Source organism: Massilia sp. CF038 (assembly GCF_900129765.1).
In the GTDB taxonomy this organism is placed as follows: Bacteria; Pseudomonadota; Gammaproteobacteria; order Burkholderiales; family Burkholderiaceae_D; genus Telluria_A.
Window position 1 is genome coordinate 276,695 of record NZ_FQWU01000001.1, and the last position, 15,528, is coordinate 292,222.

At 63.3% G+C, this 15,528-nt stretch carries 11 protein-coding genes; 5 read left to right on the forward strand and 6 right to left on the reverse strand.

The features are described 5' to 3' along the window. From rfbF to BUC24_RS01275, 5 genes are read left to right on the forward strand one after another with little or no spacing between them, the layout of a single operon-like run. Positions 1-777, forward strand: a complete 777-nt coding sequence (gene rfbF, locus BUC24_RS01255; protein ID WP_073212271.1) for a glucose-1-phosphate cytidylyltransferase — start codon at positions 1-3, stop codon at positions 775-777. Beyond that, positions 777-1,796 carry a lysylphosphatidylglycerol synthase transmembrane domain-containing protein gene (locus BUC24_RS01260; RefSeq protein ID WP_229447949.1) on the forward strand — a complete coding sequence of 340 codons (1,020 nt, stop codon included), beginning with the start codon at positions 777-779 and terminating at the stop codon, positions 1,794-1,796. The genes rfbF and BUC24_RS01260 overlap by 1 nt, the downstream gene beginning before the upstream one ends. A gap of 9 nt (positions 1,797-1,805) precedes the next feature. After that, entirely contained in the window at positions 1,806-3,113 is a 1,308-nt protein-coding gene (locus BUC24_RS01265) for an NAD(P)/FAD-dependent oxidoreductase (RefSeq protein ID WP_073214618.1), read from the forward strand. Positions 3,114-3,115: 2 nt separating this feature from the next. Next, positions 3,116-5,032 (forward strand): hypothetical protein, encoded by a 1,917-nt coding sequence (locus BUC24_RS01270; RefSeq protein ID WP_073212273.1) that lies wholly within the window; start codon positions 3,116-3,118, stop codon positions 5,030-5,032. 19 nt (positions 5,033-5,051) lie between these two features. Then, positions 5,052-7,007, forward strand: coding sequence for a hypothetical protein (locus BUC24_RS01275; RefSeq protein ID WP_073212274.1), 1,956 nt, complete (start codon positions 5,052-5,054; stop codon positions 7,005-7,007). A 33-nt stretch (positions 7,008-7,040) separates the two neighbouring features. On the opposite strand, the gene BUC24_RS01280 is transcribed toward BUC24_RS01275, so the two are convergent. From BUC24_RS01280 to BUC24_RS01305, 6 genes are all read right to left on the reverse strand, one after another. Beyond that, on the reverse strand, positions 7,041-10,145 hold the full coding sequence (locus BUC24_RS01280) for a glycosyltransferase (RefSeq protein WP_073212275.1): 3,105 nt from the start codon (positions 10,143-10,145) through the stop codon (positions 7,041-7,043). Between the two features lie 17 nt (positions 10,146-10,162). Then, positions 10,163-11,794: a class I SAM-dependent methyltransferase gene (locus BUC24_RS01285; protein ID WP_073212276.1), complete on the reverse strand. Its 1,632-nt coding sequence runs from the start codon at positions 11,792-11,794 to the stop codon at positions 10,163-10,165. Next, entirely contained in the window at positions 11,791-13,014 is a 1,224-nt protein-coding gene (locus BUC24_RS01290) for an ABC transporter ATP-binding protein (protein ID WP_073212277.1), read from the reverse strand. The genes BUC24_RS01285 and BUC24_RS01290 overlap by 4 nt, the downstream gene beginning before the upstream one ends. Beyond that, on the reverse strand, positions 13,011-13,811 hold the full coding sequence (locus BUC24_RS01295) for an ABC transporter permease (RefSeq protein WP_073212278.1): 801 nt from the start codon (positions 13,809-13,811) through the stop codon (positions 13,011-13,013). The genes BUC24_RS01290 and BUC24_RS01295 overlap by 4 nt, the downstream gene beginning before the upstream one ends. Before the next feature lie 151 nt (positions 13,812-13,962). Further along, positions 13,963-14,844, reverse strand: coding sequence for a sulfurtransferase (locus BUC24_RS01300; protein WP_073212279.1), 882 nt, complete (start codon positions 14,842-14,844; stop codon positions 13,963-13,965). 65 nt (positions 14,845-14,909) lie between these two features. After that, entirely contained in the window at positions 14,910-15,254 is a 345-nt protein-coding gene (locus BUC24_RS01305) for a hypothetical protein (RefSeq protein WP_073212280.1), read from the reverse strand. Between the last annotated feature and the right edge of the window lie 274 nt (positions 15,255-15,528).

Here is a 15,528-nt window from a genome sequence, read left to right on the forward strand (position 1 = left end):
ATGAAAGCAGTGATCCTCGCAGGCGGCCTCGGCACGCGCATTTCCGAAGAATCCGATACCAAACCAAAACCCATGGTCGAAGTGGGCGGCAAGCCGCTGCTGTGGCACATCATGAAGAACTATGCCCACCATGGCATCAACGACTTCGTGATCTGCCTGGGTTACAAGGGTTACGTGATCAAGGAATTCTTCTTTAACTATTACCGCCACCTGTCGGACATGACGATCGACCTGCGCACTGGCGAGCACACCATCCTCAACAGCCAGTCGGAAGACTGGCGCATCACCCTGGTCGACACCGGCCCGGACACGATGACCGGTGGCCGCCTCAAGCGCGTGGCGCCGTACCTGGACAATGAAACGTTCTGCATGACCTATGGCGACGGCCTGTCGAACATTGACATCAGCGCCGAGCTGGCCTTCCACAAGCAGCATGGCAAGCTGGCCACGGTCGCTGCCGTGCAGCCGCCGGGCCGCTTTGGCGTGCTCAACATCGATGCCCAGCACGGTGTATCGAGCTTTGAAGAAAAGCCAAGCGACGAAATCGGCTGGATCAACGGCGGCTTCTTCGTGCTCGAACCGAAGGCGATTGACTACATTGCCGACGACAGCACCTCGTGGGAGCGCGCCCCGCTGGCCAACCTGGCCAAGGATGGCCAGATGTCGGCCTTCCACCACACCGGTTTCTGGCAGCCATGCGACACCTTGCGCGACAAGCGCGAACTCGAAGCGCTGTGGGCAGCAGGCGACGCGCCATGGCGCGTCTGGGACCGTTAATGCAACAAGCCGCCATGCCGCAAAAAAAGCACGGCTGGGTCAAGCACCTGGCTGGCGCTGCCATTACCGTGCTGTGCGTGGTGGTCATTGCACGCCAGGTCAAACTGGCCGACGTGATGGCCGCGATCGAGCATTTCCAGTGGCCTTACCTGGTGCTGGGGATTGGCATGCTCAGCATCGGCTACGCGCTGCGCATCCTGCGCTGGTCGCTGCTGCTGCGCGCGTCGGAACCGAAAGTCACGTTCGCGAATTGCGTGGCACCGTTCCTCGGTTCGATCGCGCTCAATAATGTGCTGCCGCTGCGCCTGGGCGACCTGGTGCGCGCATTCGTGTTCCCGGTGGCCATGGGGGTGCCCAAGATCATGGCCACCAGCAGCCTGGTCATGGAACGCTTGATCGATCTGATGACGCTGCTGTGCTGCCTCGCGCTGGGCCTGTTTGCGATCCGCACCGCCCAGGTGCCGCCCATGATTTCCGAGTCGGCCGTGACGCTGGCCGTGGTCGGTGGCGTGGCGCTGACCCTGTGCTTCCTGTTCAGCGGCGCCCTGGGGCGCCTGCTGGAGGCGCGCGCCCAGGCCGGCGGCGCGCTGGCCAAGCCGCTTGCTACGGCAGCCGGTCTGCTGCGCGGTTTTGAAGCCATGTCGCGTCCGCGCGTGCTGGGCGCCACGCTGCTCATTTCGATGCTGGTGTGGGTCGGCGAATCGGGCATGTTCTATTTCGTCATGCGCGGTTTTGGCCTGGAAGCGACCCCCATCATGGCCTTGCTGGTGATGGCCATTGCCACTCTGTCGACCCTGGTGCCATCCTCGCCTGGCTATGTCGGTCCCTTCCATCTGGCTGCCTTCACCGCCATTTCGCTGGTGGGCGGCACGGCTGCCCAGGCCGGCAGCTATGCGGTGCTCTCGCATCTGGCGCTGTGGCTGCCAACCACCCTGGCTGGCGCGGTGGCCATCCTCACCCGTCCCGAACTGTTCCGTGCCGCACGCACTGGCAACACCTCCGAATTGCCCATTAATTGAATGAACATCATGACTAAATACGACGTAGTTATCGCCGGTGGCGGCTTTACCGGGCTCACCGCCGCTTATGTACTGTCCAAGCAGGGCAAGCGCGTGTGCGTGCTGGAAGCGGACAGCACCCCGGGCGGCCTGGCCGGTACCTTTGAATTCGGCGATGGCGTCACCCTGGAAAAGTTTTACCACCACTGGTTCAACAACGACGTGTTCGTCCCCGAGCTGGTCAAGGAACTGGGCATGGAAGGCGATGTGATCCTGCTGCCGACCCGCACCGGCATGTACTTCAACGGCCGCATGTGGAAGCTGTCGACCCCGCTTGACCTGCTGCGCTTCAAGGCCCTGTCGCTGGTCGACCGTATCCGTCTGGGCTTGCTGGTGTTCCAGGTGCGCCGCATCAAGGACTGGAAAACCATCGAACACCTGTCGATTCGCGAGTGGCTCGAGCAGCTCGCTGGCAAGAGCGTCTACAAGATTGTCTGGGAGCCGCTGATCAATTCCAAGTTCTCGGTCTACGCCGAAGCGGTCAATGCCGTGTGGATGTGGAAGAAGCTGGTTCTGCGCGGCAGTACCCGCAATGACAAGGGCGGCGAAGAACTGGCGTACTTCAAGGGCGGTTTCGGCCGTCTGGCCGAAGCGCTGGCGGCAGCCATCCGCGCCAACGGCGGCGAAGTGCGCTACGGCGCCAAGGTCACCGGCATGCAGACCGAAGGCAAGCGCATCGAAGCGCTGCAGACCACGGGCGGCGACGTCGCTGGCGCCAAGTTCCTGTTTACGCCATCGTTCCCCATCATTGCCGACATGTTCGAAGGCAAGGCGCCAGCGGACTGGCTGGCCAAGCTGCGCCGCGTCAAGTACCTGGGCAATATGTGCCTGGTCCTGCGTCTGAAACACAGCCTGTCCGAGACCTACTGGCTCAACGTCAACGATCCGGGCTTCCCGTTCGTGGGCGTGATCGAGCACACCAACTTTGACAAGCCAGAAAACTACAAGGGTTCGCACATTGCCTACCTGTCGCGCTATCTGGCCAAGGAAGATCCGGTCTGGGCCTACACCGACGAGCAGTACTGCAACTTTGCGCTTGAGCACCTCAAGCGCATGTTCCCGGCCATGGACAAGTCCTGGGTCCAGGAATATGCCGTGTGGCGTTCGGAGTACGCGCAACCGGTGACCGAGCGCAATTATTCGCAGTACGTGCCCGGCCAGGAAACGCCCTACGAGAACGCCCTGATCTCGACCATGGCCCAGATTTATCCGGAAGACCGCGGTACCAACTACGCCATCCGTGAAGGCCGTGCGGTTGCAAAGAAACTGGCTTCCTGACAATGTCTGGCGCGTGGCGGAAGGCGGGCGTCCTGGGCCTGGTGTTGCTGGCCCTGCTGGTCATGGTCCTCTACAACCTTGACCAGGTATGGAGCGCTTCGGTTGATCTGACCCACCACTATGCGCTGGTGTACCGTCTGGCCGAGCAATGGAGCGTCAGCGGTTCCGATCCCAGCCTGGGCGAAATGAACTACTATCCGCGCCTGGGCCATGCGCTTGCCGCACTGATGGGGGCGGCGCTCGATTCGCCCTTCCTGGGCATGCACGTGGTCGCACTGCTGTGTTTTGGCTCGCTGTGGGCTGCCGTTGGCGCCTTGTTTGCCAGCCTGCAGCGCAATGCTGCGCTGCTGGCCAGCCTTACATTGGCCCTGCTGCTGTACGTGAACTTCAACTGGTTCGGCTACCAGCTGCATGGCAGCGAAGTGGTAGGCAATTATTTCTTCTCGCAGCTGATGGCGCAGGCCATGGCCGTCGGCGCACTGGCGCTGGGCGCCGCCTGCGATGTGCGCGGCCGGCCATGGCACGGCGTGGCTGTGATCGTACTGGCCATCCCCGTGGTCGAAGCAACCCATCTTCTGCCGGCGCTTGAGTTGCTTGGCATGCTAGGTGTATTGCTGGCGTTGCGCAATCTGCCACCGTATCCGGTGCGCACCAGCGCGCTGGTGCGGGCGCTGGCATCGCTGGCGGTGTTCGGCGCCGCAGGCGCCGCCGCGCTGTATCATCCTGCCTTTGCTGCCATGCGCGAAATCGCGCAGAACGATGGCCGCTTGCCGCTGGCCGGTCTGGAAGCGCGCTGGGCGCTGCCGCTGCTGGCAGTGCTGGTGCTGTGCATCGCAGCGGCTTTGCTTTGGGATAGCGTGCGCGCCAGGCACAATGCCAACGCGCCGTCGCGCGCAGTGGAAAAATATCTAGGTGCCTATGGCGTGGCGCTTGGTACGCTGTGTCTGCTGCAGCTGGGGGCGCTGCTGCTGGGCGGCGGCTCGTCCTATGCAGTCAAAAAATACGCCTTTGGTTTGTCGAGCTTTGTCGTGATTGCGCTTGCGCTCGTGATCGGCCGCGCGGCGGCACGCTGGCTGCCAGGCCAGGCCGGACCCTGGCTGTGCGGCGCCGCCATGGCCGCGCTGGTGCCGGCCAGCTTCCTGTTTACCGCCGACCAACGCCAGATGCTGGACGGCTCCGAGATGGTGGCGTTGGAGCGCCGTCTGGTCGCCCTGCAGGCGGCCATGCCGCCGCCACCGGCTGGCAAAACCGACGTGATCATCGATCTGCCGGACCAGCCGATGATGGTCAACTATATGTTTTCCATTGCCGTGGCGCATACGCCGCGCCTGTATGGGGAAGACCTGCTGAGCAAGAACAAGCTGGACCATGCTGCCCACTACAACCACATCATCAGTGCACGCATTGGCTCGCGTTTCAAGAACCGCAGTTGCACGCAGGGCAGTGTCGGTACGCTGCAATATTCGGACGCGGCCTGCGTGACGCGCTCCCTGGCTGCGGCCAGCCTGTGCAAGGGCACGTTTGATTTTTCCAGCGCGGGCAATGTCGACCCGGCGATGCTAACGGGCTTCAGCGCGCCGGAAGCGTATTCGCGCTGGACGGCTGAACGTAGCGTGTCGTTCTCGTGCACCGTGGACAAGGCGCCGCGTGCTCTGGTGCTGCGCGCCGGGGCCTTCCTCAATGACAAGCTCCAGCAGCAAAGGGTGGAGATCGCGCTCAATGGCGTCAAGCTCGGCAGCGAGCTCATGCAGCGACCGGGTGAAGTCGAGACGCTGCGCACGGTCCTGCCTGCGCTGTCGCCGACGACCATCGTGACCATCACCCTGACCATGCCCGATGCGGTCGCACCCAAGGCGCTAGGGATGGGCGACGATGGCCGCCTGCTCGGTTTGAACATCCACAGCATCGGCTTCGAATAACCCCCTTTACCTGCCCGTTATGAACTCTTTCCGTGTCCTGCTGGCCCGCGCGCGGCCCTACCTGCTGATCTGGATTGGCTTGCTGCCGCTGTTTGCCGTGCTCGCGCGCTTGGCGGCGGTACGGGTGGGCGATGCGTCCGAATACTATGCCATGCTGCTTGCCTTCGACGGTATCCACCGCCCCTGGATGACCGCGGAACCCTATGCGCGCTATCAGGAATTGTATCAGAGCAACTCGATCCTCGGCTTGCTGCCCACGGACACGCTGGCCCATGCTTTCGAGGCGCTGCGCGTCAACAACACGGCCGATTTCAACCATTTCTGGCTGTACAGCTTGCTTGCCGAACTCAGCGGCACGGCGGCGCGGCTGCTAGGGATCCATCCCACCGTGCACCAGAATTTTGTGGTTCTCCACTATCTGCTGGCGGTGATGGTCGCGAGTATCGGCTACCACACGTTCAGCTGGCGCGGCGTGAGCGCGGTCCTGCTGATCCTGCTGGTGTCGCCCCTGTTTTGGTTCAGCAACAAGGCGCATACCGAATTCATGACCGTGTGCCTCGTGCTAGGGGCGCTGGCGTGGCTGATGCGGGAAAAGTACCTGCCGGCCGCCTTGCTGCTGGCGCTGGCGGCCACCCAGAATCCCAGTTTTGCGCTGCTGGCCGGCCTGGCGCTGGGCATGCGCGTCTGGCTGCAGCGCGCGCGCGCCTACAACCTGGCCGAGGTGGCGATGGTGGTGGCCACTGTGCTGGCGGTGCTGATGCACCCCGTCTACTACTTCCTGCGCTACGGGGTGCCGACGCCGCAATTACTGGCTGGCGGCGCGGCTCTGGGCGCCAATTTGTCGACCTTCTATGTTTGGTTTGTGGATCCGGATCTTGGCCTGTTCCCTAACTGGCCGTTGGGCTTGCTGGCGCTGCTGCTGGGCGCGTTCATCGTGCTGCGCCGCCAATGGCGTTCCGATACCCCGGCGACCCGCCCTTTCCTGCTGTTCTGCCTGGCTTATCTGGCAATCAATCTGTTCGCCCATTCGTCGACCACGAATCTGAACTCGGGCGCCACGCCTGGACTGGCCCGCTACGCCTTGTGGTACATGCCGCTGATGTTGCCGGTGCTGCTGCAAGTGCTGGGCTACCTGCGCGCGCGGCCGCTGGCCGGACGCTTGACGCTGGCGCTGGTTGTGCTGCTTGGCGGGGTCTCGCTGCAGGTCAACGATCCGCGCCGCTTCGAGCGTTACACCACGCCGTCGCTGTCCTCGCGCGCGCTGCAGAAACATCTGCCTGGTCTGTACAACCCGCCGCCGGAAGTATTTGCCGAGCGCTACTCCGGTCACGGCGAAAACGTCTACGCCCAAAACGTGCGCGCCGTCGTCGGCCCCGACTGCCGCAAGGCGCTCATCATGGGCAATCCCGACAGTCGGGCGGCGCTGGCGCCACCGGCCTGCGGCTTGGACAAGCGCGCGCTGGACCGACTGGTCAACAATACCGCGGTCCACCCCGGGGCACCGTATTATCTGCAGTTGCCTGCCACCATAGCGCCGCTCGAAGCGGACAAACTTGCCGCCGGGCCGCACAGGGTGGCTGCCGGAGGCGAGCCGGTAGACGTACTGGGTGAGGGCTGGAGTGTGCCCGAGTCGTGGGGCGTGTGGTCCGACGGCCATGCGGCCACGCTGACGCTGCCATGCGGGCCGGCGCAGTATTTCGGTAATGGCAAGCCGTTCACCTTGCTGCTCAACTTGCGGCCATTCCAGCAGCAGGCGCTGCGTGCCAGCTACCAGGGCAAGCTGTTGTGGGAAGGCGTGGTGAACGAGGTCGATCAGGAGGTGGTGATCAAGGTCCCCGGCGCGCCGTGCGAAGGAACACGCATGGTCATTTCCCTGGCACTGCCGGGCGCGGTATCACCGCAGTCGCTCAAGCTGTCGGGTGACCCGCGACTGCTGGGCGTGGGCTTGTCGCGCTTTGAGGTGCGCGCCGAGTAAGCGACGCGCTGGGCCGGCGCACTCGCCCAGGCCTTATGGCAGCGTGCGATACCAGTTGTCGTGGCAGATTACATCGACCAGTTGCTGCGCACTGGCAGCCCAGGTCAGCCAGGGCATGCTGCTCGACTGCGGGGCCTGACCCGCGCGCTGCAGCGCCAGCCAGGCAGAAATTGTACTGGCCAGCGGCGCCGCATCCTCACCCGTGAAATAATAGGCATGCTCTCCCGCGACTTCACGAAACACCGGGAGCTCGCGTGCAATCAGCGGCAAGCCATGCTGGGCAGCTTCGATCAGGGGCAGGCCGAAGCCTTCGCCGATCGAGGCCGCAAGCAGCGCGGCGCTGTTCTCGTACAGTTTGGTCAGCATTTCATCCGATACGCTGGGCAGCCAGAACAGTTTGCGGTCACGCAGGGCGTGGCCTTGCAGACGCTTGGCGGTATCATCGACCATCCAGCCTTTTTTGCCGACAATGACCAGGTTGACATCCAACCCCTGGTCCCACAACAGCTCGAACGCGGCCAGTGCCTGGGCATGGCCCTTGCGCGGCTCCAGCGTGCCAACCATCAGGAAGCTCGGACGGGACCGGATCGCGTGCAGAATTTGCTCAGCGTCGTCGGGCATGCCGCTGGTGGGCACGCTGGCATTCAAATCCGCGCCCAGGTGGAAGAAACCCAGCCGCAGGGCGGCCGGACGCGCCACCTTGCGCGCCGCAATGGATTCGGCCAGCTCATCGGCGACGGCGCGCGAAATGCAGACAATCCCGTCGGCTGCGGCGCTGATGGTATCGACATAGTCGCCGAACGGTTGATCGGTACCGTAAGGGAAGGCGTGGGGTAGCAGCAGCGGCAGTACGTCGTACAGCACAAAGTGGACGCCGACGCCTCGTTCGCGCATGGCCCATAACTGGCCGCGGTTTTGCGCCGTCACATGGGCAAACAAATCCAGGCCGAGGAACAGATCGCCGGGACGGGTTTCCAGCGGTGGATTTCGGGCCAGCAATTCGCTGTCACCGATCATGCCCAGCGTGAAGTTGCGCGCATACCGGTAGCCGTCCAGGTCGATCGCGCCAAAGACGGGTTCAATCCGGTAGCCGGCTGGCGGCGTGCGAATCAGGGCCAGCAGGATGCTGCGGACCACGCGCTGGATGCCGGTGCGCAAATCGGTCTGGACCAGCGCGGAGACATCGATGAACAGCTGGCGCGGGCCGCGATGGCAACGGTTGGCGCTGATCGCCAGTGCCGTTTCGGCAAGCATTGCGTCGGTGGGCGCGCTGGCGGCCGGCAAGCGGGCAAGCCCGGCAAGCAGCTGGCGGTAGCGGCGCTCGCCACTGCTGCGCTCGAATGCTTCGATGGCGTCGTAAAACACCTTTCCGACCCGCGCCGGGGCGTGTTCGGCGGCGACAAACGCCGCGCCGTTGCGGCTTAGCGTGGCGCGCAGTTCCTGGTCCCCGAACAGCTGTTCGAGGGCCGCGCTGAGCTCTTCTGTGGCAAATTCATCGCGCAGTTTGAGCAGAACATGGTCGGGTAGGGCGCCACTGGAGCCGTGGGCGTTGACAATGGTCGGAATGGCGTGCAGCAGGCAGTCCAGCACCGAAGCCGAGGTTTCCCCGCGCGACTGGCGACGCAGCTGTACCGCGCAGTCCGCGGCCAGCAGGTACTGGTTATACGCGTCGGCATCGACAAAGCCGGTGATAGTGATGCGCGCGGCCGCGGCGCTGCGCTTGATTGTGCGCGCCAGCTCGTCGCCGCTCTGGGATGGGGGATTTTCTCCAACGAACACCAGCTTGCAGTGCCGGTTCGACGCCAGTGTCGAGGCCAGAAACGCTTCCAGCAGCCGATCATTGAGCTTGGTGGTGCCGAGCAGACCGAAGCTGCAGACCACGTAGTCGTCGGGGCTATAGCCGAGCGCCGCCCGCGCGCGCAGGCGCGCCGCATCGAAGCCGATCTCGGCGACCGCCTGGCCGTGGCCGCGGATCATGGGCAAGGTGCGCCAGAGATCGGCCGTACCGAGGCCGTACCATTGATCGGCCAGCGCGCGTGCGTATTCCGAGTGTACGATCACGCCAGTGGCGTGCTCGATGACTGCGCGGTTGCAGGGGTATTTCCAGATTGCGGCATTGCGGCCGGCCTCCAGGTTGTATTCAATGGCGCTGTAACCATGTGATTCGTACAGTGCTGACAGCAAGGCCTGATGCTGGTAACCGCTATGTTCAAGTTCCTGCAACGCGTTGCTGAGGAAAAAATCATGTAGCACAACCACGCCGGGGTAACGCCGCAGCAACGCGAACATATGCTTGTGCATCAGGGAATTGCCTATGTGATACACGACGCGGTCGTACGTGCTGCGCTGCTGCTCGAACCAGGACAGAGTGCGGATCGGATAGCGCTCGGCAAGCGCGCGCTCCGGTGTGGCATCCTGCTCGACGATCAGCTCAATCTCGTAGTGATGTGCCAGTTCGGCCAGCAGCTCGACACTGTAAAACGCAATGCCGGATTTGGCCGGCGGCAGAGGGGAAAAATAAGCCATGCGCGGGCGTGCCGCGGGCGCCGCTGAGGGTACGCTGCGAGCACCCGCCTCGGCCACCAGGGCCGGCGCGCATTCCCATAACAGCGCTGCGCACGCGGCCGGTGCGGCGGGCAGGGACCGAACGGCAGGGCCAGCCGCGCTCAGGGAGGCGCTGCAGGCGGGGCTTGGGCTGAGCAACAAGGCAGCCTGCTGCAGCAGCGGGCGCTGGGCCGGCAGAAAGACAGTCTCGTCTGTATCGGCAAATCCGAGCACCGCGGGCACGCCCGCCAAAAGGGGGCTGCCGCCAAGCCATGCTGTGCCATCGGCGCGCAGTGCGGGAATGAACACCAGGTCGACGTCGCGCTCTGCCACAAAGGCGTCACGTAACCAATGTGCGGCGCCGGTCTGCCAGGGCGAGCCCGCATCCTGGGCTAGGTAGCTGTGCACCAGTGCCGGCGGCACCACCTGGCAAAGCGCGGCGCGCAAGCCGGTCTGGGCGCCGCTGCCGTCCGTGTGCACGGCAACGACGATGTCATGCGGTCCGGATGCCGCATGCACAGCCTGTACCAGGGCGACGGCATCAGCCCAATGGGCAGGGTGGCGGCAGGCTTGGAGATCGATTAGAAGACGCATGGGCGTGGTTCGCGATTCTATTTGGTCGACAATGAACGCTGCAGATCCGCCAGCACTGCGCGGGCCGACAGTGGCAGAGGATTGGCCAGCTCTTCGGCCGATTCAGGCATGACTGCCCCGGCGCCCGAGAGATCCGGGTCGCTGCGGCGCAGTGCCGCGGTGAACCGCAGCAGGCGGGCATCGAGCGCTGGAAAATGGCGCCGCAATGGCGAGATAAGGCGCCGCGCCCATTGGGTTGACGCCAGCCAGGCAACCGTGCGCCTGAGCAGCGCGCGCACGATCTTGCGCACGGAGCGGCCGCGCGCGGCGCGCCCCAGAATGCGCAGGGGGAGGGTCATGCGCCAGATGGTGCTGTTGTGCATGGCCAGCAACTGCTGTTCCATCGAGCGCGCCCATACCTCCATTTCGGCCAGTTGCTGGGCCGCCGTGGCGGCCTTGGCGTCTGCCGTCGCGGCATTGGCGCGCAGGGTCGACAGCGTCACTTCAGCCTCGGCCAGATGCTCCTGAGCGCGCCGCAGTGCAAGCGCGAGCGCGAGCGCGAGCGCGCTGTTCTGCTCGCTCGGCGGCAGGGGGGCGAGGCGTTGCTGCGCATCGCTCATGGGCTGGGACAGGGCGTCCGGCGCGCTTCGTTCGCTTAGGAGAGCCAGGTGCTGTTCGAGCCGGTCCAGGCGCAGAGCCAGCGACTCGTCGGTGGGCGCTTCAGCGTCCGTACGCACCCCACCGTCCGCCAGTGCGGCCTTAAGTTCGCCCAGACGCTGATTCTGCGCGGCGCTTTCTTCGCTCAGGCGCCGGTCCAGGTAGGCCAGGCCTTCGTTGATGCCATCGAAGCGTTGGGTGTTGAGGCTGTTGGCGTCCTGGCGTTGCGTTTCCAGCGCGCTGATCCGGGCCATTGCCTGGTCCAGCGCTGCCAGGCGCTGCTGGTCGTAGCGCTGGGCCAGTGTATGCAGGTCCAGCCCGAAGTTTTCAGCGAACGCGGCGTCGCCAGGCAGCGGCGCGGGACCGGCCTTCTGGGCCACGACGCTGTAGTCGGCGCTGACGCCGTCAAGCACGCCAAACAGCGTGATGCTGCCGGCTTCATGCAAATGCGCCGCTTCCTGGACGCGCACGATCTTGTGGCGGGCGAAGCCGGCAAAGTCGGTGGCAAAGGCAAGCAGCTTGGGCGGCAGCGGCTTGACGTGGGAAGGATCCAGGTAAAACGAGGAACTGCCCACGACCAGGTTTTCGGGATTGGGCGTTTCCATGACCAGCAGCCCGCCCGGCTGCAGCACGCGGAGCGCTTCGGCGATGAGTTGCTGCACCAGGTCGAAGGGCAGATGCTCGACCAGATGGAAGGCCGATACCAGCGCCAGACTGTTGTCGGCGCTGGCGCGCAAGGCTGTCAGCGCGTCATCGGTGCGCACATCGAGCCCGCGTTCGCGGCAAGCGGCCAGCATGCCGTCGTCGAGGTCGACACCGCGCGCGGCGAAACCGAGTTCGCCCAGCAACTCAAGCCATTCGCCGCGCCCGCAGCCCAGGTCCAGCGCCGTGGCCGGGACCAGCGTGTCAGCAAGGGGCGTGACAAACGGCGCGTAGACACGCAGCCGCTCCTTGATCATACTGCGTGTGCCGCGGTGCAAGTCTTCAAACGCACGGTAAAATTGTTCGCTCATCGTAAAATCTCGACTGTCGGTTCAATCCAGCTGGTGCCGACAAATAGTGTGCGGTCCATGTTGACGACAATGAACAGCAGCGCCAGGTCGCGCCATTCGTAGTTGTCGGTCAGGTGGGTATCTGAGCTGGTCAGCGCGGTGGTCACCGAATAACTGCCCGGCCCCAAATTCAGGGGGAACGCGAAACGGAACGTCAATTCCTCGCCGCGCCGCACCTGGTGCTGAACCGCGTCGAGGTGGAATGTATTGGTGCCGTACATGTCCTGGCCCAGCCGGTCCTTGATGGCATAGCCGAACACCAGCTGGTCGATGTCGGCATGGGCGCTGGCGCGGGCGCACAGCGTCACGGCAGTACCGACATTGACCAGTTCCACGCGCTGACCCTGGGCATCCTCGAGCCACAATTCAGTCACGCTCGCTTCGCCGGTGCCGGAGCGGGTCTGGCTGCGTCCTTCGGCGGCAGCGCTGCGGGTCACGGTATCGCCGTCTTTTTCGCCGAGCAAGGCATTGTAATAATCCATCACTTCGTCCGGGCGCCCTTCCATTGCGACTGTGCCCTTGTTGAGCAGAATCGCGCGGTCGCAGATGGACTGGATGGCAGCGCGGTCGTGGCTGACGATCAGCAGGGTGGTGCCGAGCGTGCGGAAAGCGCGGATACGTTCGAAGCTCTTGTGCTGAAAGTAAGCATCGCCCACTGACAGGGCTTCGTCGATGATGAGCACATCCGGCCGGCGCGCTGTCGCCAGGCTGAACGCCAGACGCACCTGCATTCCGCTTGAATAGACGCGCACTTGCTGGTCGATGTAGTCGCCAATTTCGGCAAAGGCTTCGATCTCGGGCATCAGGGCCAGGATCTCGGTGACTGACATCCCCAGCAGCTGGCCCGCCATGATCACATTCTGACGCCCGGTGAAGTCAGGATGGAAACCCATGCCCAGTTCCAGCATGGCGGCCACGCGCCCGCCCATGTGGACCGAGCCGGTACTTGGCTGCGTGGTGCCGGTAATCAGTTTGAGCAGGGTGCTTTTGCCGGCCCCGTTGATCCCGATCAGGCCAACCGCCTCGCCGGGCGCGACCTCGAAGCGGATCTGTTGCAGCACCCACTTGAGCGAATGGCGCGGACCTAGAAACGGCAGCATCCATTCAGCCATGCGCGACCAGCGCGTGGGATATTGTTTGTAGGCCTTGCCGACGCCGTTGACGTGGATGCGACCGCTCATAATTCATCCACCATTTCGGCCGAACGTTTGCGGAACAGGCGCAGGCTGAACACGCACAGCAGGATCGCCAGCACGGCCACCGGCGCCAGTGCGGCCCAGTCCGGCGCTTGCCCGTGCACGAGGATGGCTTGCCAGGCGTTGACAATGCGTGCCATTGGATTCCAGTCGATCAAGGGATGCACTGCGGCTGGCAGAATATTGACCGGATAGACGATCGGCGTGAGCCAAAACCAGAACTGCACGAAAATGCCGAAAAATTGTCCGACGTCGCGAAAGAACACGTTGAGCACGCCGAGAATGATGCCCAGACCGGTCGACAGTGCAATTTGCAGCAGCAGCACCGGCACCACAGCGACGAAGACCCAGCCGGGGAAATGGCCGCTGACGATCAGAAAGCCGACAAACAGGGCAAAGATGATGGCGAAGTTGACCGTCGCACTCATTGCAATGATCAGTGGCAGGCTGATGCGTGGGAAGCTGATTTTCTTGATGAGGTTGGCGTTCTCGATGAACATCGATTGGCCGCGCGAGGTGATCTCGGCAAACAGCCCCCAGCTGATGACGCCGGCGCACAGATAGATGCTGTATGACAGCGGCGAGCTGCTGCCGGGCAAGCGGCTATTCATCACCTTGGAAAAGATGACGGTGTAGACCACAATCATGGCCAGCGGATTGAGAATCGTCCAGGCTGCGCCCAGCATGGTGTTGCGGTACTTGGCCTGGAACTCGCGTTTGACGCTGCCAAGGACGAAGCTGCGGTAAGCGAGAATGCTGCGCACGAGCGCGGGCAACATCATGTTGCCGTTCCAGCCAGTTGCTGCAGCGTGAGTGTAAAAGTCGTCATGGTTCGTGTGATGGGCTGCTGTGATGGCGCGCGTACCAGCGGGCCGCTGGGACGCGCGCAGCCGACGATTATACCTTAGCAGCTTGCCAAAAATACAGGCACGTTTACGCCGTGGCTGTGCCTTCGCCCTGTGGCGCTGGCTGTTCCAGCTTGGCGCAATGTGGACACGACACGCCATACACATACTGAGGCGAGAGCTGCTCGCGCGGGGTGACCACGGCGCGGCAGGCAAAACACTGGGTGGTGGTGACGGCTTCGAGCTGGGGATTGAGCGCAGTGCGGTAGTCGAACACGAAGCAGTCGCCCGTGTAATGGGCGCCGCCCACGTCTTCAAAATACTTCAGGATGCCGCCTTCGAGCTGGTACACGCTGTCGTAGCCGATGTTCTGCATGTGAATGGCGGCTTTTTCGCAGCGGATGCCGCCGGTGCAGAAGGTGACCACGGTCTTGTCGGCCAGTTCGTCCTTGTGGGCGGCGATGACAGCCGGGAACTCGGTGAATTTGTCGATCCGGTAATCGATGGTGTTGTCAAACGTGCCCACGTCCACTTCAAAGGCATTGCGGGTGTCGACCATGACCACCGGCTTGCCGGCGTCGTCATGGCCCTGGTCAAGCCAGCGCTTGAGCGTGGCGGGCGCCACGGCGGGCGCGCGTCCCAGTTCCGGCTTGATCAAGGGCATGCGCATGGTGATGATTTCCTGCTTGAGCTTGACCAGCATGCGCTTGTGCGACTGTTCTTCGGAATAGCTTTCCTTGACCTCGATGTCGGCAAAGCGGGCGTCGCTGCGCAGCCAGGCCAGGAAGGCGTCGATCTTGTCGCGCGGGCCGGACAGGAACAGGTTGATGCCTTCGGGGGTGAGCAAGATGGTGCCTTTCAGGCCCAGTTCCTTGCACAGCGCCTGGTAGTGGGGGCGCATTTCTTCCGTGTTGTCAAAGGTGACAAACTTGTAGGCGGCGATATTGACGTGGGATGGTGCGGATGACATGGCAGTTCAGAACAAAGAGACAGGCCATATTATAAAGCAGCGGCGGGCAGGGCCCGCCACTTCCATCAGTAGGCGGTGACGACGCTGACCGTTTCGCGGTCGCCCCATACGTTGCAGTTGCCGGTGCCAATGACCGACACCGTCAAGCCTTGCGCCTGGGCCGACAGGATCACCGAGATCATGGCCTTGCCCCATGCGGTCGAGTTATCGATGACGAAATCATCGCTCGGGCTGCAGCTTGCCTTGCCCGAGACGGGCCCCACGCGGAAGGCGAACAAGATCGAATTGCCCGCCGTGACCGACAAGACCTTGCCGCTGGCAGTGCCGGCTTGGGCGCCGCTCATGCACAGGACGCTGGCAAGCAGGAGGCTGGTGATGGACAGTGCGCGGAGGCGGGAAAATGGGTTCATTATCGCTTTCGTTGAAAAGAGTGGAGGCGGCCGCTTCTGCTGCAGCAATGGGCATTGCTTGGCAGTTACAGTTGTCATTGTAGCAGTTTTATTTGGCAATTAATCCGACAAAAAATGCCGCACTCAGCAACTTCGGCGCCGCGTGTATTTCATTGCAACAATGTGATCAATGTGACACAATCTAGTAATAAATTGCAACCCGGAATCTTTTCCAGGGAAGCCGCGTCAGGGCCTGCGCTATCATGGGCTTCTTTCCGCGCACGTTCACCCACCG